This window comes from Loktanella atrilutea (assembly GCF_900128995.1).
GTDB classification, from domain to species: Bacteria; Pseudomonadota; Alphaproteobacteria; order Rhodobacterales; family Rhodobacteraceae; genus Loktanella; species Loktanella atrilutea.
The window spans coordinates 110467-136280 of the sequence record NZ_FQUE01000004.1 but is presented as its reverse complement, the minus strand read 5'-3'; the positions used below and the strand labels follow the sequence as shown (position 1 = coordinate 136280).

The 25814-nt window shown below is 68.7% G+C and carries 30 protein-coding genes; 11 read left to right on the top strand and 19 right to left on the bottom strand.

Annotated features, from left to right (window positions below):
* The first annotated feature begins 170 nt into the window (after nt 1-170).
* Complete coding sequence (locus BUA54_RS21235) at nt 171-317, top strand: hypothetical protein (RefSeq protein WP_178352740.1); 147 nt, start codon at nt 171-173, stop codon at nt 315-317.
* A gap of 74 nt (nt 318-391) precedes the next feature.
* Here BUA54_RS21235 and BUA54_RS10445 read toward each other — a convergent pair whose 3' ends face one another.
* Nucleotides 392-733, bottom strand: coding sequence for a hypothetical protein (locus tag BUA54_RS10445; protein WP_072857198.1), 342 nt, complete (start codon nt 731-733; stop codon nt 392-394).
* 65 nt (nt 734-798) lie between these two features.
* Entirely contained in the window at nt 799-1785 is a 987-nt protein-coding gene (locus tag BUA54_RS10440) for a 2-hydroxyacid dehydrogenase (protein ID WP_072857197.1), read from the bottom strand.
* A 130-nt stretch (nt 1786-1915) separates the two neighbouring features.
* Between BUA54_RS10440 and BUA54_RS10435 the strand changes: the two genes are divergently transcribed.
* The 3 genes from BUA54_RS10435 to BUA54_RS10425 are packed head-to-tail and all read left to right on the top strand — an operon-like array spanning nt 1916 to nt 3676.
* Entirely contained in the window at nt 1916-2437 is a 522-nt protein-coding gene (locus BUA54_RS10435) for an SH3 domain-containing protein (RefSeq protein ID WP_178352739.1), read from the top strand.
* 38 nt (nt 2438-2475) lie between these two features.
* A complete protein-coding gene (locus tag BUA54_RS10430) occupies nt 2476-3384 on the top strand; it encodes a cation diffusion facilitator family transporter (RefSeq protein ID WP_072857196.1) in 909 nt (302 codons plus the stop codon).
* Nucleotides 3385-3436: 52 nt separating this feature from the next.
* Entirely contained in the window at nt 3437-3676 is a 240-nt protein-coding gene (locus tag BUA54_RS10425) for a hypothetical protein (protein WP_072857195.1), read from the top strand.
* Between the two features lie 4 nt (nt 3677-3680).
* Here BUA54_RS10425 and BUA54_RS10420 read toward each other — a convergent pair whose 3' ends face one another.
* From BUA54_RS10420 to BUA54_RS10385, 8 genes are all read right to left on the bottom strand, one after another.
* Nucleotides 3681-5702 carry a M3 family metallopeptidase gene (locus BUA54_RS10420; RefSeq protein ID WP_072857194.1) on the bottom strand — a complete coding sequence of 674 codons (2022 nt, stop codon included), beginning with the start codon at nt 5700-5702 and terminating at the stop codon, nt 3681-3683.
* A 129-nt stretch (nt 5703-5831) separates the two neighbouring features.
* Entirely contained in the window at nt 5832-6596 is a 765-nt protein-coding gene (locus BUA54_RS10415; protein WP_072857193.1) for an amino acid ABC transporter permease, read from the bottom strand.
* 4 nt (nt 6597-6600) lie between these two features.
* On the bottom strand, nt 6601-7389 hold the full coding sequence (locus BUA54_RS10410) for a transporter substrate-binding domain-containing protein (protein WP_072857192.1): 789 nt from the start codon (nt 7387-7389) through the stop codon (nt 6601-6603).
* A 27-nt stretch (nt 7390-7416) separates the two neighbouring features.
* Nucleotides 7417-8481 (bottom strand): HesA/MoeB/ThiF family protein, encoded by a 1065-nt coding sequence (locus BUA54_RS10405; protein ID WP_072857191.1) that lies wholly within the window; start codon nt 8479-8481, stop codon nt 7417-7419.
* Nucleotides 8478-9008: a dUTP diphosphatase gene (gene dut, locus BUA54_RS10400; RefSeq protein WP_084114311.1), complete on the bottom strand. Its 531-nt coding sequence runs from the start codon at nt 9006-9008 to the stop codon at nt 8478-8480. Before dut ends, BUA54_RS10405 begins: the two co-directional genes overlap by 4 nt.
* Nucleotides 9005-10198 carry a bifunctional phosphopantothenoylcysteine decarboxylase/phosphopantothenate--cysteine ligase CoaBC gene (gene coaBC / locus BUA54_RS10395; protein ID WP_072857190.1) on the bottom strand — a complete coding sequence of 398 codons (1194 nt, stop codon included), beginning with the start codon at nt 10196-10198 and terminating at the stop codon, nt 9005-9007. Before coaBC ends, dut begins: the two co-directional genes overlap by 4 nt.
* Nucleotides 10199-10258: 60 nt before the next feature.
* A complete protein-coding gene (locus BUA54_RS10390; protein ID WP_072857189.1) occupies nt 10259-11029 on the bottom strand; it encodes a ChaN family lipoprotein in 771 nt (256 codons plus the stop codon).
* Nucleotides 11026-11904, bottom strand: coding sequence for an RNA polymerase factor sigma-32 (locus BUA54_RS10385; RefSeq protein WP_072857357.1), 879 nt, complete (start codon nt 11902-11904; stop codon nt 11026-11028). Before BUA54_RS10385 ends, BUA54_RS10390 begins: the two co-directional genes overlap by 4 nt.
* Before the next feature lie 101 nt (nt 11905-12005).
* Here BUA54_RS10385 and cobU point away from each other — a divergent pair, with 101 nt between their 5' ends.
* From cobU to BUA54_RS10370, 3 genes are read left to right on the top strand one after another with little or no spacing between them, the layout of a single operon-like run.
* Nucleotides 12006-12527 carry a bifunctional adenosylcobinamide kinase/adenosylcobinamide-phosphate guanylyltransferase gene (gene cobU / locus BUA54_RS10380; protein WP_072857188.1) on the top strand — a complete coding sequence of 174 codons (522 nt, stop codon included), beginning with the start codon at nt 12006-12008 and terminating at the stop codon, nt 12525-12527.
* The gene (locus tag BUA54_RS10375) at nt 12524-13102 is read left to right on the top strand and encodes a histidine phosphatase family protein (protein WP_072857187.1); all 579 of its coding nucleotides are present in this window, start codon (nt 12524-12526) and stop codon (nt 13100-13102) included. Before cobU ends, BUA54_RS10375 begins: the two co-directional genes overlap by 4 nt.
* A 10-nt stretch (nt 13103-13112) precedes the next feature.
* Nucleotides 13113-13988: a glutathione S-transferase gene (locus tag BUA54_RS10370; RefSeq protein ID WP_072857356.1), complete on the top strand. Its 876-nt coding sequence runs from the start codon at nt 13113-13115 to the stop codon at nt 13986-13988.
* Between the two features lie 66 nt (nt 13989-14054).
* Here the strand turns inward: BUA54_RS10370 and BUA54_RS10365 are convergent, their stop codons facing one another.
* The 4 genes from BUA54_RS10365 to BUA54_RS10350 form a co-directional block, all read right to left on the bottom strand.
* The gene (locus BUA54_RS10365; RefSeq protein WP_072857186.1) at nt 14055-15569 is read right to left on the bottom strand and encodes a YifB family Mg chelatase-like AAA ATPase; all 1515 of its coding nucleotides are present in this window, start codon (nt 15567-15569) and stop codon (nt 14055-14057) included.
* Between the two features lie 152 nt (nt 15570-15721).
* Entirely contained in the window at nt 15722-16795 is a 1074-nt protein-coding gene (locus tag BUA54_RS10360) for a 5-(carboxyamino)imidazole ribonucleotide synthase (protein ID WP_072857185.1), read from the bottom strand.
* Nucleotides 16788-17276, bottom strand: a complete 489-nt coding sequence (gene purE / locus BUA54_RS10355; RefSeq protein ID WP_072857184.1) for a 5-(carboxyamino)imidazole ribonucleotide mutase — start codon at nt 17274-17276, stop codon at nt 16788-16790. Before purE ends, BUA54_RS10360 begins: the two co-directional genes overlap by 8 nt.
* A 68-nt stretch (nt 17277-17344) precedes the next feature.
* Entirely contained in the window at nt 17345-17563 is a 219-nt protein-coding gene (locus BUA54_RS10350; RefSeq protein ID WP_072857183.1) for a YdcH family protein, read from the bottom strand.
* Between the two features lie 215 nt (nt 17564-17778).
* On the opposite strand from BUA54_RS10350, the gene BUA54_RS10345 reads away from it, so the two are divergent.
* The 3 genes from BUA54_RS10345 to BUA54_RS10335 are packed head-to-tail and all read left to right on the top strand — an operon-like array spanning nt 17779 to nt 18765.
* Nucleotides 17779-18192: an Hsp20 family protein gene (locus BUA54_RS10345; RefSeq protein WP_072857182.1), complete on the top strand. Its 414-nt coding sequence runs from the start codon at nt 17779-17781 to the stop codon at nt 18190-18192.
* A gap of 3 nt (nt 18193-18195) precedes the next feature.
* A complete protein-coding gene (locus BUA54_RS10340) occupies nt 18196-18420 on the top strand; it encodes a DUF1150 family protein (protein WP_072857181.1) in 225 nt (74 codons plus the stop codon).
* A gap of 51 nt (nt 18421-18471) precedes the next feature.
* A complete protein-coding gene (locus BUA54_RS10335; RefSeq protein ID WP_143155397.1) occupies nt 18472-18765 on the top strand; it encodes a hypothetical protein in 294 nt (97 codons plus the stop codon).
* 18 nt (nt 18766-18783) lie between these two features.
* Here BUA54_RS10335 and BUA54_RS10330 read toward each other — a convergent pair whose 3' ends face one another.
* The 4 genes from BUA54_RS10330 to trxB form a co-directional block, all read right to left on the bottom strand.
* The gene (locus BUA54_RS10330; protein ID WP_178352738.1) at nt 18784-19725 is read right to left on the bottom strand and encodes a response regulator; all 942 of its coding nucleotides are present in this window, start codon (nt 19723-19725) and stop codon (nt 18784-18786) included.
* A gap of 166 nt (nt 19726-19891) precedes the next feature.
* Nucleotides 19892-21937 carry a bifunctional sulfate adenylyltransferase/adenylylsulfate kinase gene (locus BUA54_RS10325; protein WP_072857178.1) on the bottom strand — a complete coding sequence of 682 codons (2046 nt, stop codon included), beginning with the start codon at nt 21935-21937 and terminating at the stop codon, nt 19892-19894.
* Between the two features lie 142 nt (nt 21938-22079).
* Nucleotides 22080-22532 carry an RES family NAD+ phosphorylase gene (locus BUA54_RS10320; RefSeq protein ID WP_072857177.1) on the bottom strand — a complete coding sequence of 151 codons (453 nt, stop codon included), beginning with the start codon at nt 22530-22532 and terminating at the stop codon, nt 22080-22082.
* Nucleotides 22529-23533, bottom strand: coding sequence for a thioredoxin-disulfide reductase (gene trxB / locus BUA54_RS10315; RefSeq protein ID WP_072857176.1), 1005 nt, complete (start codon nt 23531-23533; stop codon nt 22529-22531). The genes BUA54_RS10320 and trxB overlap by 4 nt, the downstream gene beginning before the upstream one ends.
* A gap of 154 nt (nt 23534-23687) precedes the next feature.
* Here trxB and BUA54_RS10310 point away from each other — a divergent pair, with 154 nt between their 5' ends.
* Nucleotides 23688-24188: an Lrp/AsnC family transcriptional regulator gene (locus BUA54_RS10310; RefSeq protein WP_072857175.1), complete on the top strand. Its 501-nt coding sequence runs from the start codon at nt 23688-23690 to the stop codon at nt 24186-24188.
* Here BUA54_RS10310 and BUA54_RS10305 read toward each other — a convergent pair.
* Complete coding sequence (locus tag BUA54_RS10305; RefSeq protein ID WP_072857174.1) at nt 24185-25699, bottom strand: ABC-F family ATP-binding cassette domain-containing protein; 1515 nt, start codon at nt 25697-25699, stop codon at nt 24185-24187. The genes BUA54_RS10310 and BUA54_RS10305 overlap by 4 nt on opposite strands.
* Nucleotides 25700-25814: the final 115 nt, after the last annotated feature.

Sequence of the window (25814 nt, the reverse complement as noted above, 5' to 3'; positions counted from 1 at the left end):
CGGTCCGCCTTGTTCACGCCACATTCCCGGCGCACTTCTTGACCTGTTTTGTATTTTTGACACGTTGCGGCCCGAATGGGCCGCAGCGCGCGGAAGCGGGGATCCAAACCGCCGCGCATCCGTTATGATGGCAGATACCGCACGTCAGATGCGGATTTGAGGAGAGCAGTATGACACGCACCACGCTTCTTGCGGTGGCTGCATTGATGGCATTGGGTGGCTGCATGTCGCCCGAACCCGTCGCAGGCCGCGCCGACAACGACATGTTGCGGTTTTCCAGCATGAACTACATGACGCTGATGGAGCGTGCGGACTGAATCCGTCTGCCTGCGCCGCATCCCGCGACGCACCGCGCGCGGCCTGACGTCTGACGCCGGCCGCGCGAGCCGACTTACATATCTTCGTCCATGACCAGCGGGGCCGAGGATCCGCCCAGCGGAGTCGTCGCTGCGGGCGTGGGCGTGAAGGTCGGCAGTTCCTCGGGCACCGGGCCGACGACACCGATCTCGACCGGGGGCGGCGCCATGCCGTTGGTGGACGGCAGGGGCGTCGGCGCGGCGGCGGGACCGTCGAGGGACGATGTCGTGACCGGCGCGGGCGGCGGCACCACTGCAGGTTCCGGCGCCACGGGAATCACCAGCGGTGCCGGACTGACCGCGTTGTTCATCGGCACCGGCGCGGCACAGGCCGCGAGGGCCGCAAGACCCGCCGCGGACATCAGTATCTTCTTCATCGTCGTCACTCCTATTCGCTTTCGTGCTGAAGTGGCGCATATCGCGCCGGGGTCAATCCTGCGGGCTAAAGCTGGCCGGGAACGACCAGATCCGGGGGCCTGTGGCCGTCGGCAAAGGTCTTGATGTTGATCAGCACCTTCTCTCCCATCTCGACGCGCCCCTCCACCGTGGCGGACCCCATGTGCGGCAGCAGGATCACGTTGGGCAATGCCTTGAGCCGGGGATTGATCTCGTGCCCGCGCTCGAACACGTCGAGGCCAGCGCCTGCGATCTCTCCCGCGCGCAGCATCCGGGTCAGGGCGTTCTCGTCGATGACCTCGCCGCGGCTGGTGTTCACGATGACGGCCTGCGGCTTCATCAGCTTCAGCCGGCGGGCGTTCATCAGGTGAAAGGTGGATGGCGTGTGCGGACAGTTGACAGAGATCACGTCCATCCGCGCTACCATCTGGTCGAGGCTGTCCCAGTAGGTCGCTTCCAGCGGCGCCTCCAGCTCCGGCCGCAGGCGCTTGCGGTTGTGGTAGTGGATCTGCATGCCGAAGGCGCGGGCCCGCCGCGCCACCGCCTGCCCGATCCGCCCCATGCCGAGGATGCCAAGCCGCCGCCCCGCGATCCGCCCGCCCAGCATCGCGGTGGGCGACCAGCCGGACCAGTCGTCGGACTGGGCGATGCGCATGCCTTCCGGGATGCGGCGCAGCACGCTCAGCATCAGGGCCATGGTCATGTCCGCGGTGTCGTCGGTCAGCACGCCGGGCGTGTTCGACACCAGAATGCCGCGCTGCCGCGCCGTCGCCACGTCGATGTTGTCCACCCCGGCGCCGTAATGGGCGATCAGCTTCAGCCGGTCGCCCGCCTGTGCCAGCAGCCGCGCGTCGATCTGGTCGGTGATCGTCGGCACCAGCACGTCGGTGTCCTGCAGGGCGGTGGCCAGCGCCTCTCGGGTCATGGGGACGTCGTCGGGCGACAGGGTCACGTCGAACAGTTCCGTCATCCGGGTCTCGACCGCGGGCGGCAACCGTCGCGTCACGACAACACTCAGCTTCTTCCCCGGCATCGGCCCTCCTCCGGCACTTTCCAATCTTCGTCGTAGATGGCAGGTTGCCAGTCAGGGACGCGCGGCACAAGAACCATCGCGCCCGTCAGGCAGATCGGGGCTTTTCATGACTTTCGTCCGGACGTTTTGCATGCTGGTGTCGCTGACCCTGTCCGCACCGCTGGCCGCGCAGGACGCGACGCCAGAGACGATGGACGTGGCCGCCGCGACCTCTGCCAGTTTCACGGCGCCCGACGTGGGGCCGGAAACGAACCTGCCCCTGCCCCGCTACGTCAGCCTGAAGGCGAAAGAGGCGAACGTCCGCCGCGGCCCCAGCCTGACGCACCGCATCGACTGGGTCTTCAAGCGTCGCGACATGCCGTTGCAGGTGGTGGCCGAATACGGCCACTGGCGCCGGGTCGTCGACCGCGACGGTCAGGGGGGCTGGGTGCATTACACCATGCTGTCCGGCGTCCGCACCGTCATCGTGGATCAGGACCGGCTGGCCCTGCGCACCAAGCCGTCGGACACCGCCACGGAACGCGCGGAACTGGAACAGAACGTCATCGCGCGCCTTGGCGAATGCGACGGCGACTGGTGCGAACTGACCGCCGGCGGCTATACCGGCTGGGCGCACCGCTCCGTCCTTTGGGGTGTCGACGACGCGGAGTGAGGCTTTCGGCGCCGCCCGGACTGCGCTAGGACCGTGCCATGACCGACCAGACCCACAACCGCCTGAACCTGTCCGCCGGGCTTCTGTCCTGCGCCGTGGCGCTGTCACTCGTGGTGGCGAAGCTCTGGGCCTTCGGGCAGACCGGATCGCTGGCCATCGCGGCGACCCTGGCGGATTCGGCGATGGACCTGATGATGTCGCTGGGGGCGCTGGCCGCCATCGCCTATGCCGCCAAGCCCGCCGATGACGACCACAATTTCGGCCACACCTCGGCAGAGGATCTGGCCGCGCTTGCGCAATCGCTGATCATCCTGATCTCCTCCGGCGTGATCGCCTTCGCGGCGCTCTGGCGGCTGTGGCAGGGCGATGCCGCCCTGCCCCGCAACGAGGTCAGCGGTATCGCCATCGTCGTCTTCTCGATCGTGCTGACGCTGGGACTGGTGATCTGGCAGCGGCGCGTCGCCGCGCGCACCGACAACCCGGTGGTGAAGGCCGACAGTCTGCACTACCTCGGCGACCTGATCCCCAACGTGGGCGCGATCCTCGCACTCTGGGCCTCGTCGGCGCTGGGACTGGCACAGGTCGACAGCATCGTGGCGCTGGGGGCGGCGCTGCTGCTGGCGGTCGGCGCCCTGCGGATCGGCAAGGGCGCATGGGACGCGCTGATGGACCGGCAGGCGGACCCGGCGATGATCGCGGGGATCGCCGCCATCGCCCGCGACTTCGACGGTGTGCGCGGGTTCCACGACCTCAAGACCCGCCGCGCCGGCAGCCGGGTCTTCGTGAACCTGCATATCGAACTGGACGGCGATCAGTCGCTGGACAAGGCCCATGCCATCGGCGCCGCCCTGCGCCGGGCGATCCTGCGGGCCTATCCACGCGCCGACGTGCTGATCCACAAGGACCCGGTCGGCGTCCAGAAACATCCCGACGATCCGCAGGCCTGACACGGAACGCACCGACCGCTGGCACGTTGTGACCCCAGCAACGGAGGCTGCGATGAAAGTGACACCCGAATCCCTCGAGGGCCGGCTGATGGCCCAGCGGCAGGTGCTGGCGCGCCTCGTGCAGGCCGCCGATCCCGCGGTCCGCCAATGGCTGCGCGACAAGTCGGAGGTGCAGGTGCCGGAAGAAGACCCCGGCGTGGGCGACGCCTCGGGCGCCTTCGCGATCGAGGCGAGCCTCGCGGACGAGATGCGCCTGATTCTCGAGGCCGCCGAGCGCCACCGGCAGGGCTGACCGGTCAGGCCGCCAGCCCGCGCCCCTTCAGCAGCGCCTCGACCCCCGGCATCCGCCCGCGGAAATCCCGATAGAGCGTCGCCGCATCCACCGACCCGCCGGAGGACAGCACCGTCTCCTCCAGCCGCTGCGCCAGCGCCGGATCGAAGGGATCGCCCGCCTCCTCGAAGGCGGCGAAGGCATCGGCGTCCATGACCTCTGACCACATGTAGCTGTAGTAGCCGCTGGAATAGCCGTCGCCGGCGAAGACATGGGCGAAATGCGGCGTCGCGTGGCGCATGCCGATGGCGTGTGGCATGCCCAGATCCTCGAGGATCTCGGCCTGCTGCTGCATCGGATCGGTGGGGGCGTCGCCCGCATGGAATTCCAGATCGACAAGGGCGCTCGCGATGTATTCCACGGTCTGGAACCCCATGTCGTAGGTCGCCGCCGCCAGCATCCGCTCCAGCATCTCCTGCGGCATCGCCTCGTCCGTGACCGCGTGGGTGGCAAAGGTCTGCAGCACCTCCGGCACCTCCAGCCAGTGCTCGTACAACTGGCTCGGCAGCTCGACGAAGTCCCGCGCGACCGAGGTGCCGGAGATCGATTCGTAGGTCACATTGGACAGCATCTGGTGCAGGGCGTGGCCGAATTCGTGGAACAGCGTCCGCGCGTCGTCGTAGGACAGCAGCGCGGGCTTGCCCTTCGCCGGCTTGGCGAAGTTGCAGACGTTGACCACGATGGGGGCCACGTCGCCCGCCATCCGGTGCTGACTGCGCATCGCCATGCACCAGGCGCCCGACCGCTTGGAACTGCGGGCGAAATAATCGCCGACGAAGACCGCCACATGCTTGCCGCACCGCGTCACGTTCCACAGCCGCACGTCCGGGTGATAGACCGGCCCTTCGAAGGCCTCGAACTCCAGCCCGAACAGACGGGTGGCGCAGTCGAAGCTCGCCGCGATCATTCGGTCGAGCTGCAGGTAGGGCTTCAGCGCCGCCTCATCCAGATCATGTTCCGCCTGCCGCCGCCGCTCGGAATAATAGCGCCAGTCCCACGGCTCCAGCGGGCCGGTCACGCCATCGGCGTGCATCATGGCGGTCAGCTTGACGGAATCGGCCTCTGCCGCCGCCTTGGCGGGCTGCCAGACCTGCATCAGCAGGTCGCGCACGGCCCCGGGCGTGCCCGCCATCTCGGTTTCCAGCTTGTAGTCGGCAAAGCTGTCGTAGCCCAGAAGGTCGGCCCGCTCGGCACGCAGGGCCAGCGTTTCCGCCGCCAGCGCCCGGTTGTCGGTGGCGCCGCCGTTCATGCCGCGGGCGGTCCAGGCGTCATAGGCCCGCTGTCGCAGGTCGCGGCGGGGCGAGAACTGCAGGAACGGCACGATCAGCGACCGCGACAGGGTGACGACGGGGCCGCCGTGATCCCCCGCCTCGCCCGCCGCCCGCGCGGCGTCGACGACGAACTCCGGCAGGCCGGCCAGATCGTCCTCGGCCAGCGGCATGAACCAGTCGCGTTCGTCCGCCAGCAGGTTCTGGGTGAACTGCGTCCCCAGCACCGCCAGCCGCGATTTCACGTCACGCAGCCGGTCCGCCGCCGCCCCCGTCAGCTGCGCCCCCTGCCGCACGAAGCCGCGCCGGGTCAGCATCAGCACCCGCGCCTGCTCGGCGGTCAGGTCAAGGTCGTCGCGCCGCTGCCACAGATCCTCGATCCTGGCAAACAGGGCCGCATTCGCCGTGACCTCGGAGCCGAAGGCGCTCAGCAGCGGCGAGAAGTGGCGCTGCAGCGCCTCGCGCGCCGGATTGCTGTCGGCCCCCGCCACGCCATAGAACACGCCCAGCACGCGGCTCAGCGACGCCTCGGCCCGTTCGAAGGCTTCGATCGTGTTGGCGAAGGTCGGCGCCTCCGTGTTGTCGGCGATGGCCGCGATGTTGGCCCGCGCCTCGGCCAGCGCCGCATCGACGGCCGGGGCGAAATGCGCATCCTCGATCGCATCGAAGGGCGGCAGGGCGTGGGGCGTATCCCAGTCGGACAGCAGCGGGTTGGTCATGGCAAGTCTCCTTTGCCGCTCAACCTAGGCCCGCATCCGGCAAAGTGCTACCGCCCCCCGCATCATCCGCCCCGATAAACCGGCATTCATCATCCCGCGCGGCCCCGTCCTCGCTTTTTTCCCAAATACTCAAACCCGACGCCGCCCCCTCTCGAACCGGCGCAGAAAAAGCGAGAGCGATATCGTCATCGTCAGATAGACCAGCGCCACGACGTTGTAGGTCTCGAAATAGCGGAAGTTGCCGGCGGCGATCACCTTGCCCAGCTGCGTGATGTCCGCCACCCCCAGCACGCTGACGAGCGAAGAATCCTTGACCATCGCGACGAAATCGTTGCCCAGAGGGGGCAGGATCGTCCGCAGCGCCTGTGGCCAGACGATGAACCGGAAGCGCGGCCAGCGCGACAGGCCAAGGGCCCGCGCCGCCTCGATCTGGCCCGCATCGACCGACTGCAGCCCGGCGCGAAAGACCTCGGCCAGAAAGGCGGAATAGGCCAAGAACAGCGCGATGATCGCCCGCCAGAGCAGGGGAAAATCCCGCGTCCGCGCCTCCGGCAGGCCCAGCGCGTTCCAGCCCGCGACCGCCGCGGGGGCCAGCACGAAAGCGACGTAAAGCAGCAGGACGAGGATCGGGATGCCGCGCATCACCTCGACGTAGAACCGCGCGGTCTGACGCAGGACGATCCAGCGCGATCCGGCCATCAGCGCCAGCCCCAGACCCAGCGCGCAGGCCATGGCGTAGCTGACCAGCGTGACGAAGACCGTGGTCCGCACGCCCTGCACCAAGGTGCCCAGCACGTCGCGGGACGCCGGGTCCAGCAGGACCCCGGCGAACAGGGCGGCGCCGATCAGGACGACCGCGACCAGCCAGTAGGGAAAGTCGCGGTCGGACGTCAAAGCCTCATTCGCCCATCTTGAAGTCGAGGAACCAGGTCTTGTTCAGCGCCTCCAGCGTGCCGTCCGCCTTCATCGCGGCGATGGCCGCGTTGACCGGCGCCACCAGATCGGACCCCTTGGGAAAGATGAAGCCGAAATCCTCGGTCCCCAGCTTCTCGCCCACGATCTTCAGCCCGCCGTCGGACGCGTCGACATACCCCTGCCCTGCGGTGCCGTCGGTCAGCACAAGGTCCACGTCGCCCGCGCGCAGCGCCTGCACGGTCGCACCGAAGGTTTCCATCGTGCGGATGCGGGGATTGGCCTCGTCGCCGTCAAGCACGTCGTAGACGCCGACGTAGAACGGCGTCGTGCCCGGCTGGGCCGCCATCAGCAGGTCGGGATCGGCGGCGAAACTCGCGGCGTCGGTGAACCGCTCCTCGTCACCGCGCACCAGCATCACCATTTCAGAGGTCATGTAGGGGTCGGAGAAATCGACGACCTCCGCCCGGTCGGCGCGGATCGTGATCCCGGTCATGCCGATGTCGTACTGCCCTTCGGAGATGGCGGGAATCATCGCGTCCCAGCTCGTGGTCTCGTAGGTGACGGTCATGTTCAGGCGCTGCGCGATCTCGGCCATGGCATCGTATTCCCAGCCGACGGCGGTGCCGCCCTGCACGAACTGCAACGGCGGATAGGCATTTTCCGTCGCGACGGTCACGTCGCGCCCGCCCAGGTCCGGCAGGGCGTCCTGCGCCGCGGCGGCGGTGGCGGTCACGGCGCACAGGGCGGCCGCGAGTATCATCGGGTGTTTCATGTCGGCGGTCCCCTCTGGTTGTCCGGATCAGACCTTGGCCCGGGGGGCCGCCGTCTTCAAGCCCCGCCCGCCGCAGACCGTGCAGTCCGCGCGCGCGGGCACCTGTACGATCCGCGTTTCGGCGTAAAGCGCGTCGTAGATCATCAGCCGCCCGCCGAGTCCCGCCCCTGCCCCGGTCAGCGCCTTCACCGCCTCGACCGCCATCATCGACCCCATGACCCCGGGCAGCGGGCCGATCACCCCCGCCTCGGCGCAGGTCGGCACGAGCCCGGGGGCCGGCCGGTCGGGAAAGACACAGGCATAACAGGGCGTCCCCCGCGCCGGATCGTAAAGGCTGATCTGCCCCTCCCACTGGGTCAGGGCCGCGGCGATCAGCGGCACGCCCGCGGCGACGCAGACGCGGTTCACGAGGTAGCGCGTATCGAAGTTGTCGCAGCCGTCCAGCACCAGATCGTAGTCCGCGATCAGATCGGCCGCGATCTCTTCTGTCAGGCGTCGGTCGTAGGGGCGGACGGTGACATGCGGGTTCAGCGCCAGCATCGCCTGCATCGCCGACTGCACCTTGGGCAGCCCGCGCCCGTCGTCGCGGTGGATCACCTGCCGCTGCAGGTTGCTCAGGTCGACGCGGTCGTCGTCGATCACGCCGATGGTGCCGACCCCGCTCGCCGCAAGATACAGCAGCGCCGGCGACCCCAGCCCGCCGGCCCCCACCACCAGCACGCGGGCGTTTCGCAGCGCACGCTGCCCGGTGCCGCCGACCTCGCGCAGCATGATGTGGCGGGCATAGCGGGTCAGCTCGTCCGCCGCGATGACGTCGGGGCCCGCGGCCGCCACGGGCCTGACCCGCGCCTTCACCGCGCGCAGCACCGCGGCATAGCCCCAGACGACGGCCGCCAACCCCAAAAGCAGCAGCCACAGCCGCGCATCGCCGCCCGTGGCGGCGCGCAACGGGTGGCCGTCCGGCAGCACCAGCTGCGCCGCGATCACCGCCGCCATCAGGATGCCGACCATGATCCAGCGGGCGCGCCGCGGCGCCTTCATCGCGGCACCGACGCCCCAGATCACGGCGATCAGGAAACCGACCATGATCATGCCGACAGACCCGTCGATCCGAAACCGCCCGCCCCGCGCGCCGTGTCGTCCAGATCGGCCAGCCCGAAATCCGCCCGCACCACCGGCGCCACCACCAGCTGCGCGATCCGCATCCCGTGGGTCACGGTAAAGGGGTCCGCGCCAAGGTTGACGACCAGCACCCCCAGCGGTCCGCGATAATCGCTGTCGATGGTCCCCGGCGCGTTCACCAGCGCAAGGCCGTGCCGCAGCGCCAGCCCCGACCGTGCCCGGACCTGCACCTCGAACCCCTTCGGGATCGCCAGACGCAGCCCCGTCGGCACCAGCGCGCGCGCGCCGGGGCGCAGCAAAAGACCTGCCCTCCGATCTGCCGCACCCAGATTGGCACGGACGTCCGCGCCCGCCGCGCCCGCGGTCTGATAGTCCGGCAGCGGTACACTTCGGTCGGCGCCGTCCTCGTATGCAACGGCAATCCGCACGGCGTCCGCCTCGACGGGCACGTCCTCGCTTTTTCCGCAAATGCTCCCGCCGGAGGCTCCGGCGCTCATGCCAGTGCCTCGGCCAGCCTTTGCGCCAGACGGTCCGCCACCGCGTCCTTGCCCATGCGCGGCCAGTCCTCGGCCCCATCTGCGGTGATCAGCGTCACCGCATTCTCTGTCCCGCCCATGATCCCGGTCCCGTCGGACACATCATTCGCCACAATCCAGTCGCAGCCCTTGCGCAGGCGCTTCTCGGTGGCCAGCCGCGTGACGTCCTGCGTCTCTGCCGCGAAGCCCACGACCAGACGGGGTCGCTGCGGCCCGGGGGCCGACACGGCGGCGAGGATGTCCGGGTTCTCGACCAGATCCAGCGCCGGCAGCCCGTCCACCGTCTTCTTCATCTTCTGCGCCCCCGCAGTTGCCACCCGCCAGTCGGCGACGGCGGCGGCAAAGACGGCGGCCTGTGCCGGCATGGCCGCCAGCACCGCGTCCTGCATCTGCAGCGCCGTCTCGACCCGCTTCACCGTCACCCCCTCTGGGGGAGCCACCGTCGCCGGACCGGTGACAAAGGTCACATCCGCCCCCAGCCGCACCAGCGCGCGGGCGATCGCCGTCCCCTGCGCCCCCGACGACCGGTTCGCGATATAGCGCACCGGATCGATCGGCTCGTGCGTCGGGCCAGAGGTCACGATGACATGCCGCCCCGCCAGCGGCCCGCCCGTCAGCCGCGCCCCGATCGCACTCAGGATCGCCGCAGGCTCTGCCAGACGTCCCGGACCATGCTCGCCGCAGGCCATGTCGCCCACGTCGGGACCGACGAAGGTCACGCCGTCGCCTTGCAGCCTTGTAAGGTTGCGCTGCGTCGCCGGGTGGTCCCACATCCGCACGTTCATCGCGGGGGCCATCAACACCGGCGTGTCCGTCGCCAGCAGCAGCGTGCTGGCCAGATCGCCGGCCAGCCCCTGCGCGGCCTTGGCCATCAGGTCCGCCGTCGCCGGGGCGACCACGATCAGGTCGGCGACGCGGCTCAGCTGAATATGCCCCATTTCTGCCTCGTCAGTCAGGTCGAAGAGGTCGGTATAGACCTTCTCGCCCGCCAATGCCGATACGCTCAGCGGCGTCACGAATTCCGCCGCCGCCCGCGTCATCACCGGCGTCACCGCGGCCCCCGCGGTGCGCAGCAAGCGGATCAGCTCCAGCGTCTTGTAGGCCGCGATGCCGCCGCCGATGATCAGCAGGATGCGCTTGTCGTGCAGCATGTCAGGCCCCCTTGGTTGGCCCCAGATGTAGGCGGCGGCCGGGGGGATGACAACAACGGGCTATTGCGTGAAGACCGCACAGGGGTCGGGACGATCGGTCGCATCCGTGACCGCGACCGCGTCGAACGGGGCGCCCGCCTCTGCCGCACCCTCGGTCTGGCCCAAAGCCCAGACGGTCAGGTCGGGCCGCGCCAGCCGCAGGGCCGCCGGCACGCCCACGTCCGTCCGCGCGTGTCCGGTCCCGGTGATCAGCACAACCGGCCCGCCCGTCGCATCGAAGGCGGACAGGGTGGCGCCGGCGAAAGCGGCGTCGCGCAGGCGCTGTGCCTCGACCATGCCCGGCAGCATCTCGGGCGGCAGGGCGCCGCAATGCGCCTCTGCCTGTTCCTGCGACAGCATGGCCAGCTGCGCCTTTGCCAGCTGCGGCACGGGAACGGTGCTGACGGCGGCGGCCCCGTCCGTCATGGCGCGCATCAGGTCGTCCCGCGGCACGGCGGCGCCCACGATCGCGGCCCCGGGGGCCGCGGCGAAGATCGGTGCATACATCGCGAAATCGGGCCAGCCGCTGTCGGCCCAGTCCGTCGCTGCGGCGATGGCGTCCGCATCAGTCCGGTCGACGGTCATGGCGGCCGCGGCCTGTGCCGGTGTCAGCATCTCGAACACCAGCGCCTTCGGCTGGACCTGCGCCACGATGCCGGCCTGCGTCGCGTGGTGGGCCGGGTTGTCGTGCACCTCGCCCAGAACGAAGATGTCGGCCCCTGGCAGGGGGCCGACATCGGCATGGACTTGCGCGGCGCACAGCAACGCCAGAACCGCAAGGCGTGCGATCATGCGAAGAACGACAGAACCTCCCGGCTCTGGCTCTCCAGATTCTTGCGCATCTTGCCGAAGGCCGCGGCTTCCAGCTGGCGCACACGCTCCTTGCTCAGCCCCAGTTCGACGCCGAGGCTTTCCAGCGTGCGGGGATCGTCGCGCAGCTTGCGCTCGCGCACGATGAACCGCTCGCGGTCGTTCAGATCGCCGAGTGCCGTCAGCAGCCACTGGCGCAGGCGGGCATTGTCGTGGGACAGTTCGACGTTCTCGGCGGCCTGCGACGAATCGTCCTCCAGCGCGTCGATCCACTCCCGCCCCTCGTCCTCCGACGACTGGGTGGCGTTCAGGCTGAAGTCGGAGCCGGACAACCGCCCCTCCATCATCTCGACGTCATGCAGCGGCACGCCGACCTCGGTCGCGATCATCTGGCGCATGATGTGGCCTTCCAGCTTGCGCCCCTCGGCGGCGGCCTCACGTTCCAGCCGGGCCTGCACGCGGCGCAGGTTGAAGAACAGCGATTTCTGAGAGGAGGTGGATCCGGTGCGGACCATCGACCAGTTGCGCATCACGTAATCCTGGATCGAGGCCTTGATCCACCACACCGCATAGGTCGAAAAGCGGACGCCGCGGTCGGGGTCGAACTTCTCCGCCGCCTTCATCAACCCGACGGACGCTTCCTGGATCAGGTCGTTCATCGGCGCGCCGTAGCGCTTGAACTTCGCCGCCATGGAAATGGCGAGGCGCATGTAGGCGGTGATCAGGCGGTGCAGGCTTTCCTCGCACCCCTCGTCGCGCCAGGCATAGGCGAGCCGCAGCTCCGTTTCGGCGTCCAGCAGTTCCGCCTTCATCGCCGTGCGCGAGAGTGTCTGATCCGAAAATCCGTCAAAAGCCATCGTCATATCCCCCTGGAGCATTGCACGAACTGCTTGTGTCGGACGACGATGCAGTTTCAATGACACTGAAACACGCACGGCGGCGGAAAAGTTCCCACACGATGTTGCATCATCTGACATTCATACTAGGCGGCGCTGCCTCGGGCAAATCGGCCTATGCGGAAGGTCTGGTGATATCCACTGGCCGGCCAAGGACTTACATCGCCACGGCCCAGCCCTTCGACGCTGAGATGCGACGCAAGATCGCCGACCACCGCAGCGCGCGCGGGCCGGACTGGACCACGGTCGAGGCGCCGCTCGACCCCACCGCGGCGCTCGCCGCGCAGGTTCCCGCCGGTATCGTGCTCCTCGATTGCGTCACGCTCTGGCTCACGAACGTCCTGCTGGCGGATCGCGACGTGGAACTGGCCTGCCACGGTCTGCTGGCGGCCCTGACCGCCTGCCCCTGCCCCGTCGTCGTCGTGTCGAACGAGGTCGGTCAGGGCATCGTCCCCGACACCGCCCTGTCGCGCCGGTTCCGGACCGCGCAGGGGCACCTGAACCAGCGACTGGCGCGGCAGGCGGACAGGGTGGTGGCCGTCATGGCCGGCCTGCCGCTGGCACTGAAGGGCGACCTGCCATGACGACCCTCTGGCTGGTGCGCCACGGCCCGACCCACCAGAAGACGATGACCGGCTGGCGCGACGTGCCTGCCGACCTGTCGGACCGTGACGCGCTGGCGCGCCTGCAGGCCTACCTGCCCGCCGGGGCGCTCATCGTCTCCTCCGACCTGATCCGGGCCGTGACCACCGCCGATGCCATCGCGGGACCGCGCCGCCGACTGCCCCACGACCCGGCCCTGCGGGAAATCGACTTCGGTGCGTGGGATGGGCTGGCGGGCGACGTCGTGGCGGCCCGCGATCCGGTGCTGTCGCGGCAGTTCTGGGACCAGCCCGGCGACATCGCGGCCCCCGCGGGCGAAAGCTGGAACGCCGTCACCGCCCGCGTCGGCACCGCCATCGACGCCCACATCGCGCGCCACCGGCCCGCCCATCTGGTCGTCGTGGCGCACGTGGGGGCGATCATGTCCCAGATCCCCCGCGCCACCAGGGAAACCGCATCGCAGTCCATGCGCCACCGGATCGACCCCCTTGGCGTCACCGACATGACGCTGACGGCCGCCGGCTGGCGGCTGGGCCGCATCAACCATCTGGCATGAGGACATGGCCATGACCCACCGGCTCTACATCGGCAACCGCCTCTACTTCAGCGGGTCGCTGGCCGCGTGGCTGATGGTCGACCGCTTCGGCCTGTCGCCGCATGTCGCGACGACGGTCCTCTACCCCGCGACAGAGGACGGCGTCGGCGCGCTGATGACGGACCTCGCCCCCGCGCGCACCTTGCCGACCATGGTGACAAAGGACGGCGCGATCCTGTCCGACAGCATGGCCATCGCAGAGGAACTGGCGACGCGCTACCCCGACGCGGGCCTGTGGCCCCGCGATCCGGTCGCCCGCGGCACGGCCCGGACGCTCGCGAACGAGATGCACAGCGGCTTCCGCGCCCTGCGCGGCGCCTGGCCGCTGAACCTGCACCGCAGCTATCAGCCCGTCACCCCGCCCGCCGACGCCGCCGCCGAATGCGCCCGGCTGGAGGCGATCTGGGCGCACGCCCGCGCCGTGACCGGTGCGCAGGGGCCGTGGCTTTGCGGCGACTACTGCATCGCCGATGCGATCTTCGCGCCGATGGCGGTGCGGCTGGCCAATTACGGATTCGACACGGGCCCCGTGACACGGGCCTATTGCGCGGCGCATCTGGCCGATCCCGCCCTGCGCCGGTGGCGCGCGATGGGGCTGGCGGCGGGCAAGGCCGCGGCGGCCTTCGAACACGACGGCCCGCCCCGCCCCTGGCCCGGCCCCGCCCCCCTGCCCGCCACCGCGGTCGAGACCGGCACGCCCCAGAATGCCACCTGCCCCTATTCCGGCGATCCGGTCACGCACCTGATGCGGATGGACGGCCGCACCTTCGGCTTCTGCAATGCCTTCTGCCGGGACAAGACCGTCGCCGACCCCGCCGCCTGGCCCGCCTTCATGGCATTGCTCTGACGCACGCGGTCCTCGCTTTTTCAAAAATACTCCCGCGCGGCGCGCTTCGGCGCAGCCGAAATCGCCTCAGACCTCCTTCGTCAGAGTCAGCCTGAAACTCACGGCCTCGGCCACATGGTTGCGGCGCACCGCCTCTGACCCGTCCAGATCGGCGATGGTGCGCGCCACCCGCAGCACCCGGTGGTAGCCGCGCGCCGACAGGCCGAAACGTTCCGCCACGCGCAGCAGCAGATCGCGCCCCTCGGCATCCGGCGTCGCCACATCCTCCAGCACCGCGCCCTGGGCGTCGGCATTGGCCCACATGCCGGGATGATCGGCATAGCGGGCGACCTGCACCCGCCGCGCCGTGGCGACGCGGGCGCCGATCGCGGCAGAGGGTTCGCCGATCATCGGCAGGCCGAGGTCGGTGAAGGACACCGGCGGCACCTCGACCCGCAGGTCGAAGCGGTCCATCAGCGGGCCACTGATCCGGCCCATGTAATCCTCGCCGCAGACCGGTGCCCGGCCGCAGGCGCGCGCCGCGTCCGCCAGATGACCGCACCTGCACGGGTTGGCCGCGGCGACCAGCATGAAGCGGCAGGGATAGCGGACATGGGCATTGGCGCGGGCGACGACGACCTCTCCGGTCTCGATCGGCTGGCGCAGGGTTTCCAGCACGGCGCGCGGATATTCCGGAAACTCGTCCATGAAGAGGACACCGTTGTGGGCCAGACTGATCTCTCCCGGTTTCGCGCCGCGCCCGCCGCCGACGATGGCCGCCATCGAGGCGGTGTGATGCGGTTCACGGAACGGGCGGGTGCGGGAAATGCCGCCGTCGTCCAGCAGCCCGGCCAGCGAATGGATCATCGAGGTCTCCAGCGCCTCCACCGGTGTCAGCGGCGGCAGGATGCCGGGGATGCGGGCGGCCAGCATCGACTTGCCCGACCCGGGCGCGCCCACCAGCAGCATGTGGTGCCGACCGGCGGCCGCGATCTCCAGCCCGCGCTTGGCACGTTCCTGCCCCTTGACCTCTGACAGGCAGCGGGCGCCGCTGGCCTGCGTCACCTCGCCCGGCACGGCGGGGTCGAGGACGGCGCGGCCGGTCAGGTGGGCTATGGCCTGTGCAAGCGAGGCCGGCGCGATCACCCGGACGCTGTCCACCCAGGCCGCCTCTGCCCCGCAGGCGGCGGGGCACATGAGGGACCGGTCGCCCTCCCCGGCGGCCACGGCGGCGGGCAAGGCGCCGACGACGGGGACGAGGGTGCCGTCCAGCGACAGCTCCCCCAGCGCCACGAGGTCCAAGACCTCCTCGTGCGGGACGATGTCCAGCGCGGCCAGCACCGCCAGCGCGATCGGCAGGTCGAAGTGCGAGCCTTCCTTCGGCAGGTCGGCGGGCGAGAGGTTGATGCTGATCCGCTGGCTGGGCAGCGCGATGGCCATGGCGGTCAGCGCGGCACGGACCCGTTCACGCGCCTCCGACACCGCCTTGTCAGGCAGGCCGACGATGGCGAAGCCGGGCAGGCCCGGGCTGATCGCACATTGCACCTGCACCAGTCGCGCGTCGATGCCGTCGAAGGCGACCGTGTAGGCCATGGCGACCATCTGTGCGCTCCCCGTCCGCTATGGTTAACAGGTAGCGGCGGGGTAGTTGCCAAATGGTTAATCGGGCGCGGGTGGTGTTCGATTTTCCGCCTTGCGGAAAATAGAAGCCTCCGGCGGGAGTATTTGGAAAAAAGCGAGGACGCGCCTCCGGGTCAGGTGGCGGGGCCGGTGACGCGGTTGACATGCCCCATCTTGCGACCCGGCCGCGCCTCTGGCTTGCCGTAGAGGTGCAGGCTGGCGCTCGTGGCGGCGATCTGCGGAACACGGTCCATGTCGGCGCCGATCAGGTTTTCCATCACGACGTTGCTGTGCCGCGACCCGTCGCCCAGCGGCCAGCCCGCGACGGCGCGGATGTGCTGTTCGAACTGATCGACGGCACAGCCGTTCTGGGTCCAGTGGCCGGAGTTGTGCACGCGCGGCGCGATCTCGTTCACGATCAGGGCCTGCGGCGTGACGAAGAGTTCGACCCCCAGCACGCCGACGTAGTCGAGCGCGTTGAGGACGCGGGCGGCGATCAGGATCGCGTCGGTGCGCTGGGTCGGGGTCAGCAGGGCGGGCACGGTCGTGGTGCGCAGGATGCCGTCTTCGTGGACGTTCTGACCGGGGTCGAAGCAGGCGACGGCGCCGTCCTGCCCGCGGGCGGCGATGACAGAGACCTCGTGCGTGAAGTCGACGAAGCCTTCCAGCACGGCGGGCTGGCCGTTCATCGCGGTCAGGGCCGCTGCCGCGTCGCCGGGGGTCATGATCCGGGCCTGTCCCTTGCCGTCGTAGCCCATGCGCCGGGTCTTGAGGATGGCGGGCGTGCCGATCCGCGCGATGGCGACGTCGAGGCTTGCGGCATCGGTGACGTCGGCGAAGGGCGCGACGGTCAGGCCGAGGGATTGCAGGAAGGTCTTTTCCGTCAGCCGGTCCTGAGAGGTCGCGAGGGCGCGGCGCGGCGGATGGATCGGGCGCAGCGCCTCGATCGTGTCGAGGGCGGCGGTGGGGATGTTCTCGAATTCGTAGGTGACGACGTCGCAGCTTTCGGCGAAGCGGGTCAGCGCCGCGGTGTCGTCGTAACCGGCCTGCAGGTGAAAGTTCGCGACGTGAGACGCGGGACAATCGCCGGCGGGCTCGAGGATGCAGGTCTTGAAGCCCAGACGCGCCGCCGCGACCGAGAGCATGCGCCCCAGTTGGCCGCCGCCGAGGATGCCGATGGTGGCGCCGGGGGCGAGCGGGTCAGTCATCGACGGGTTCCTCTGGGATGGACGCGGACAGGTCGGCGCGCCAGCGGTCCAGCCGGGCGGCCAGCGCCGGATCGGCGAGGGCGAGGATGCCGGCCGCCATCAGGCCCGCGTTGGCGGCACCGGCAGCGCCGATCGCCATGGTCGCGACGGGATATCCACGGGGCATCTGCAGGATGGAATAAAGGCTGTCGACGCCCGACAGCGCCCTGGTCTGGACCGGCACGCCGATCACCGGCACCCGCGTCTTCGACGCCATCATGCCGGGCAGATGGGCGGCGCCGCCGGCGCCCGCGATGATGACCTTCAGCCCCCGGTCCACGGCCGTCCTGCCGTAGTCCCAAAGCCGGTCCGGGGTGCGGTGGGCGCTGACGATCCGCGCCTCGTAGGGCAGGTCGAGGGCATCGAGGATTTCGGCCGCGGCCTTCATCGTCGGCCAGTCCGACTGGCTGCCCATGATGATGCCGATCTGCAGGTCTGCCATGGAATGCCCTTTCGCCCGTCAGATGCGCCTTATACCCGGCTCTGCCGTCGCGGCAAGCGGTGCGCCGGTCAGGCGATGATGTCCGGGTTCAGCCGGTCTTCCAGCCGGGCGATCTGGTCCTTGAGGGCCAGCTTCTTCTTCTTCAGGCGCTTCAGGGTCAGGACGTCGCCGGGGTGGCGTTCCTGCAGGACGGAAATCGCGAGGTCGAGGTCGCGATGCTCGCCGCGCAAGACGGCGAGTTCGACGGTCAGGACCTCCGCCTCGTTCATGCGGGTAGAGGAATTCATCGTGGTCTTTCGGTCTGGGTGCGCCGCACCATAGGGCGGCGCGGGTTGACAACATCTTACCGCCTTCGGCGCGGTTTACCTAGGAATTTCCGGCGGTGCCGCGGACCGGTGCACCGGATCTTGCGCGGTGGCGCAGGGTTTCCCATATTGGTGTCACCGGTTGCCGCTGACGGGACCGGCCTGCAGATGTCGCTTTATCACGAAGGACGTGGCACATGACGAAGATGGCTTTGGGAACGCATCCGTTCCTGCTGGGGTTCGAACAGCTGGAACGGCTGGTCGAGCGGACGGCGAAGACCGGCAACGACGGTTATCCCCCCTACAACATCGAGCAGACCTCCGACAGGTCCTACCGGATCACGTTGGCCGTGGCCGGCTTTGCCGAAGAGGATCTGACGATCACCATCGAGGATTCGGCGCTGGTCGTGCGCGGCCGCCTGACCGAGGACATGGGCGAGCGCGTCTTCCTGCACCGGGGGATCGCCGGTCGCCAGTTCCAGCGGTCCTTCGTGCTGGCCGAAGGGGTCGAGGTGGGGACTGCCACGATCGTGAACGGGCTGCTGCACATCGATCTGAACCGAAGCGAGCCCGACCGCGTTATACAGACAATCCAGATCCGGAAAGGATAAGCCATGTTCACGAAGCAAGATCTGCAATCGCTGGGCGAAAACATCGTCTATCTGAAACCCGTGGCGACGCGTGACCTGCCGGAGGACGTGCGCGCCCAGGCCGGCGATCTGGACGTGCTCTTTGCCGTCCACAACACCAAGGGCGAACAGGTGGCGCTGGTCGCCAACGAAGGCATCGCGAGCCATCTGGCGGCCGAGCATCACATGCAGCTGGTCACGCTGCACTAGCGGCAGGGCGGCGGGGCCGACATGCAACGGGGGGCGACGGGTCCGCGGTTGGTGACGGGTCTTGCCGTGGTCTGCTGTCTGGCCAGCGCCGGTGCGGGTCACGCGCAGACGGCGACCTGCACGACCGATGCGGGCGGCGTGACCCAGTGCAGCCAGACCCCCCGCTATCAGTCCGACAGCCTTGGGATACAGCGGGACGTGGCACCGCCGCCGCAGGGGCTTGACCTGCTGTCCGAAGGCCAGACGCAGACGACCGGCGAGGACTTCCGTCGCATGATGCCGCAGCCCCGCACGACCTTGACCGGGACATGCCGCACCGATGCGGTCGGCGTCACGCGGTGCTGACCGCGGCGGCGTTCCGCCTCAGGCGGACAGACGGCGCCTGACCCTACGCTCGGACCGCGGTTCCGGCAGGGTCGCCACCGCATGGCGCAGGGCCCGCACCGCGGACTGGCCCGTCCACACCCCGACGGTCGAGATCGGCGCGGCCGTCAGCACCGGCGGTTCTCCCGGGTGACTCTGCGCCGACCACAGGTCGTGCAGCGCGGTCCCGGCGACCTCTACCAGATCGGGCAGGACCTCGCGGCGCCGGCCCGGCGTCGTCCCGACGAACAGCCCGCGCCCGGCATAGGCGATCCGGGTGTCGGACTGCTTGCAGGATTCGGCCAGAGCGGTGCCGGCCAGATGCAGGCGCTGCACGATATCGCCCTCGGCACCCGTACCCGGGGCCGGCACGAGCGGCGCCATCCGCACCCCGAACAGCGACAGGGCGTGGCACCCCGCCGGCAGTTCCAGCAGGGCATTCTGCAGCGCAAGGAACGGCACCGGCGCACGGTCCGCCGGGGATGCCACGGTGTCGTCGTAGCCGAGTGCGGTCCGACGGCGCAGCGTATCCGTCTCGATCCGCGCCCGATGTTCCCGGCGCAGGCTGGCGTTTAGCATGGCCGCCACATGCAGCCGTGCGCCAAGGTCGATCCCGTCCAGCGGCTTGCGGACGAAGTCCGAGGCGCCGGCGCGAAAGGCCTTTTCGATGAATTCCGTGGCCTGACTGGCGGTGATCATGATGATCGGCGTCGCGGCATAGCCGGGCATCGTGCGCAGTTCGGCACAGAGGCTGATGCCGTCGCGGCCGGGCATCTGGATGTCGAGCAGGAAGGCCTCGAACGGTTGGGTGGTGGTCGTCACGATCTGCAGGGCCGCCGCGACGGAATTTGCACACGTCAGGTCGTAGGCGCCGCCCAGCCACATCGGCGACTGCAGCAGTTCGAGGATGAATGGATCGTCATCGACGGCCAGGATACGCAACAGAAGCTCCAACACGAAAACGCCGCAGGGTGAGGTGCGGCCTGCCAAGATAAACAAATCATTTAGACCACCGTGCAGCAGTCCTGCGACCTTTGTGTGGCCACGCGACATGAAAAAGGCCGGACACGGTGTCCGGCCTTTCGCAAGGGTGTGCGTCGTGGGTCGATCAGCCGGCGATCAGGCCCATCGACTCCAGCTTCAGGATGACCTGATGGGCGCAGTTGTCGACCTCGGTCGCTTCCGTTTCCAGCCGCAGTTCCGGGTTCGCCGGCACGTCGTAGGGGTCGGAAATGCCGGTGAATTCCTTGATCTTGCCTTCACGCGCCAGCTTGTAGAGGCCCTTCCGGTCCCGGCGTTCGCATTCCTCGATGGACGTGGCGACATGGACCTCGATGAAGGCGCCGAACTGCTCGATATCCTCGCGCACCGCGCGGCGCGTCGTCGCATAGGGCGCGATGGGCGCGCAGATCGCGATGCCGCCGTTCTTGGTGATCTCGGACGCGACATAGCCGATGCGGCGGATGTTCAGGTCGCGATGCTCTTTGGAAAAGCCCAGTTCCGACGACAGGTTCTTGCGGACGATGTCACCGTCCAGCAGCGTCACCGGGCGTCCGCCCATTTCCATCAGCTTGACCATCAGCGCGTTGGCGATGGTCGACTTGCCGGAGCCCGAGAAGCCGGTGAAGAACACGGTGAAGCCCTGCTTGGACCGCGCGGGGCGGGTGCGGCGCAGTTCGGTCACCACCTGCGGGAAAGAGAACCATTCCGGGATCTCGAGACCCTCGGCCAGCCGACGGCGCAGTTCGGTGCCGGAGATATCCAGCACGGTGCCGCCCTCGGGGACCTCGTCCGCCGGAAAGTACTGGGCCTTTTCCTGCACGTAGACCATGTGCTTGAAGTCGACCATCTCGACGCCGATCTCGTCTTGATAGGTCTTGAACAGCTCCTGCGCATCGTAGGGGCCGTAGAAATCCTTGCCGGCAGAATTCTTGCCGGGGCCGGCGTGGTCGCGGCCGACGATGAAGTGGGTGCAGCCGTGGTTGGCGCGGATCAGACCATGCCACACCGCCTCGCGCGGGCCAGCCATGCGCATGGCAAGGTTCAGCAGCGACATCGAGGTGGTGGAGGCGGGATACTGGTCCAGCACCGCCTCATAGCAGCGGACGCGGGTGAAGTGGTCGACATCGCCGGGCTTCGTCATGCCGACGACCGGGTGGATCAGCAGGTTGGCCTGCGCCTCGCGCGCGGCACGGAAGGTCAGTTCCTGATGCGCGCGGTGCAGCGGGTTGCGGGTCTGGAAGGCCACGACCTTGCGCCAGCCCAGCTTGCGGAACAGGGCGCGCAGCTCGTTCGGCGTATCGCGGCGCGACCGGAAGTCATAGTGCACGGGCTGCTGGATGCCGGTCACGGGACCGCCCAGATAGACCGCCCCTGCCGTGTTGTGCAGGTAGTTCACCGCCGGGTGGGCCGAATCGTCGGCGCCAAAGACCTTCTCGGCCTCCAACTGCTTGTTCGGCACCCACTTGTCGGTGACGGTCATGGTGGCGAGGATCACGCCTTCCTGATCGCGCAGGGCGATGTCCGTGCCCAGCTCGATGCTGTCGGCGAACTTTTCCGACACGTCCAGCGTGATGGGCATCGGCCACAGCTTGCCGTCCGACAGACGCATGTCCGACACGACGGAGTTGTAGTCGGCCTCGGGCAGGAAGCCCTTCAGCGGGTAGAAGCCGCCGTTCATCAGCAGTTCGAGGTCGCAGATCTGGCGCGGCGTCAGGTCGTGGCTGACCAGTTCGCCCGCCTCTGCCTTCAGGCGCTGCGCGCTGTCGGGCGAGACGTAAAGCTCTGGGATCGGCGAGAGGTTGTTCTGCATGGTCGAAATCCTGTTCAGGGTGAAGGGATAGCCGCTGGCCTGTCCGGTCAGCTCGGCATGGAGTGCGTCGTATTCGGCGAACTTGCGGGCGAGGAAGCGGTCGATGAGGCGCGCCTTCAGCGCCGCCCCCTTGTGGGTCAACCCGTAGGCCACCCGGCTGCGCCGGTCGGCCCCGCGCCGCTCGCCCAGACTGACGTAGCCGTCGGTGATCGCCTGCTTGATCTGCGCGTTCAACCGCCCGAGCGACACGCCGACCGCAGCAGCCGTCTCGCGCTGGCTGGCGAACGGCACCAGGTCAAGCTGCCGCAGCAGGCGGAACAGCCTTTCTTCGGCGTCGGTCATGGGGGCGGGTTTCAGGGCGATCACGGGAATAGCGATTCGGGGTTTGTTCAGACTTGAACGCTCTTTGCCGCAAAAAGTCTGTTCACGAAAGAACAAACTTCCCCCGCAACGAACTGTCGGCGATTATGCGACAGTTCGCGTGTCAGGATTGCGGAAACCACGGCTCCTCGGGACCGACGGCGCGGATCGCTTCGGGATCGAACAGCACGAGATGCACAAGGTCCGGGCGAGAGCGCGACCGGTAGAGCAGCCCCTGCGCGCCGCGGTCGCGCGCCGAATCGGACAGGGTCCAGGTCGGTGCCGGTGCGCCGCTGGCGCGGATGTCCTGCCAGACGACCGAAGGCGCGGACCCCGCCCCGCGCAGGTCGGCCAGCCTGTCCGCCGCCACGGTCAGCGGCACCAGCACGCGCGGGGGGTCGCCCGGCCGCAGGTAGCGCCGGATCGCGATGCCGCAGCCTTCGGGTGTCAGCGACGTGTAGATGGCAGACTGGCCGTCGTGGTGGAAACGCCCTTCGGGCGAGATGACCGGCAAAGCGGCGCGTGTCACGGCAGCGGCGTCGATCAGACGCCACGCCGTGCCGCGCCAGGGGATCACTCTGCCGCGGCCTCTGGCGCGCCGTAGCCGAGCGGCAGTTCCGTGCTGGCGTCGGTCTCGCCCTGTTCGGCCAGAAATCGTTCGGCGTCCAGCGCGGCCATGCACCCCATGCCGGCCGAGGTGACGGCCTGACGGTAGACGTGGTCGGTCAGGTCGCCGGCGGCAAAGACGCCGGGAATCGCCGTCCGGGTGGTGCCCGGTTCGACCTTGACGTAACCGCCGTGGTGCAGTTCCAGCTGATCCTTGACCAGTTCCGACGCCGGTGCGTGGCCGATGGCGATAAACAGGCCCTTGGCCGGAATCTCGGTGATCTCGCCGGTCTCGACGTGTTTCACGCGCACCGCTTCCACCCCCAGCGGGTCGGTGGTGCCGACGACCTCTTCGACCGCGTGGTGCCACAGGGTCTCGATCTTGGGGTTCTTCAGCAGGCGGTTCTGCAGGATCTTTTCGGCCCGCAACTCGCCACGGCGATGCACCAGCGTGACCTTGCTGGCGAAGTTCGTCAGAAACAGCGCTTCCTCGACCGCCGTGTTGCCGCCGCCGACGACCACGATCTCTTGCCCGCGGTAGAAGAAACCGTCGCAGGTGGCACAGGCGCTGACGCCGAAGCCCTTGAACTTTTCCTCGGACGGCAGGCCCAGCCATTTGGCGCGGGCGCCGGTGGCGAGGATGATCGCATCGGCCGTCACGACGGCGCCGCTGTCGCAGGTCGCCGTGAAGGGACGCCGGGTCAGGTCGAGCGATGTGACGATGTCATGCACGATGTTGGTTCCCATGGCGCGGGCATGCGCCTCCATCCTCACCATCAGGTCGGGGCCCTGCACCTCGGTATCGCCGGGCCAGTTCTCGACCTCGGTCGTCGTGGTCAACTGGCCGCCCGGCTCGATCCCCTGAATCAGCATCGGTTCCAGCATCGCGCGGCTGGCATAGACGCTAGCGGTATATCCCGCGGGGCCAGAGCCCACGATCAGGACCTTCGTATGCGTCGGGTGATGTGACATTGTGAACTCCTGCTGCAGTGGCGCCTCATATAGGCCCGCAACTGCCGTAAGAAAAGGCATACCGCCTTGTCGGTTATTGCGCGAACGTGATAGATTCTTGCGTCTCTGCGCTGCAGCGCGTAGGAATTGCAAAAGACCATGAAGGATAGACGCGATGCCCGGTTCCAAGCTGGACGAGATCGACCGGATGATTCTGGCAGAGCTTCAGGCCGACGGCCGCATGACGAACGTGGAGCTGGCAAAGCGCGTCGGCATCAGCGCGCCCCCCTGCCTGCGCCGCGTCCGCACGCTGGAGGAACAGGGCTATATCCGTGGCTATCACGCCGACATCGACCCGCGCGAACTGGGGTTCGAGGTGCAGGTCTTCGCCATGGTCGGGCTGGTCAGTCAGGCGGAAGCGGACCTGAGCGCCTTCGAGGCGAAGTGCAGGGGCTGGTCGCTGGTGCGCGAGTGCCACATGCTGAACGGCGAGGTCGATTTCATCCTGAAGTGCGTCGCCCCCGACCTGCGGTCGTTCCAGCGCTTTCTGACGGAGGAACTGACCAGCGCGCCCAACGTGGCAAGCGTCAAGACATCGCTGGTCATCCGCGGCGCCAAGGACGAACCGGGCGTGCCCTTCGACGTGCTCGAAGCCCGGCTCGCCCGCGAAGCCTAGGGCGCCAGTTCACCGGCAAGAAAGCGCTTCGGATCGTCGACCTCGACCAGTCGCCGGCCCGTGATCTGCCAGAACCGCGTGCCGACGGCGCGCAGGAACTGCCGGTCGTGGCTGACCAGCAGGCAGGCGGCATCCTGTCGCGCAAGCTCCTCCTCCAGCGCCTCCTGCCCGTCGATATCAAGGTGGTTCGTCGGCTCGTCCAGCAGGTAGAAGTTCGGCTGCTGCAGGCGCAGGATCAGCATCGCCAGCCGCGCCCGCTGCCCGCCGGACAGTGCCGCAATCTTCGTGTCCTGCAGCCTGATGTCGACCCCTGCCCCCGCCAGCATGGCGCGCGCCCGGCTGTCGCCCACGTCGAACCGGGCGGTGATCGCCGTCATCGGGGTATCGGCGGGTGACAGCTGGCTCAGATGCTGGTCGGAATAGCCAAGGCCGATGCTTGACGCGCACCTGATCCCCGCGATGTCTTCGGACGTTGCCGCGTGGATCAGGCGGACCAGCTGCGTCTTGCCGGTGCCGTTGCCGCCCAGCAGGACGACCCGGTCCCCCGGCGCGATCCACATCCGCCCCGTGCGATAAAGCGGCCGGCCGTCGGGGGTCGTCACCTCCACCTCCTCCAGCGCGACGAGCGCCCTCGCATGGCTGCCGCTACCGGCCAGCCGGATCTCTCCCGCGGTCCTCTCCGCATGGGCGGGCCGGGCCGCGGCCTCGATCCGGTCGGCGCGGGCACCGAGTTGCTTGGTCTTGGTGATCAGCAGGTCGGACCCGGAGTTGATGCCGATATTCTTCAGCTTGGCCGCCTGCCGCCGCAGCTGGTTGGCCTTGTTCAGATCGTTGGCGAAGCGGCGCGCGTCGGCGGCGTCCGACTCCTCCAGCGCGGCCCGTGCGCGGGTGTAGGGCAATGCAAAGCTGCGGCTGTCGCTGGCGCGCAGAAACAGCGTCCGGTTGGTGACGGCATCCAGAAAGGCGCGATCGTGGCTGGTGACGACGATGGGCACGCTGCGCGGCAAGGCGGCCAGCCAGCCCTGCAGCAGGCCGATGCGGTGCAGGTCGAGGTGGTTTGTCGGCTCGTCGAGCAGCAGCAGATCGGGCTCGGCCACCCAGGCGGCGGCCAGCATTGCCGTGCGCTGCCAGCCGCCGCTGAGCTCGGACAGGCGGCGGTGGTGCAGCTCTTCCGGCACCTGCAGGTCGTCGAGGACGACATCGGCCCGCCACGCCTCCTCGCCGGCCCGATCCGGCGGCAGGGCGTGCAGCACGCGGTCACGCAGCGTCAGGTCGAAATCCCCGGGCATCGGATGCTGACCGACGTGGCCGATCCGCAGGCCCCTGCCCCGGGTGATCTCGCCCTGCGTGGGGTCGATGGACCCGGCGATGCAGCCGAGCAGTGTGGATTTCCCGCGCCCGTTCGCGGCCACGAGGCCGATGCGATCGCCCTTGGCGATGGTCAGGGTCAGGTCGGTGAACAGCGTCTCGCCAAGGGTCACCCCAAGGGATTGAATGTCGATGAGTGTCATTGCGGTCTCTGCACATGAAAATGTGCCGCGGCAGCGCGGCGAAATGGGCAGACCGGATCTGGTCAGCCCTGCAAACGGATCTGCAGGGCGACACGGGGACCATGCTGAAGACGGC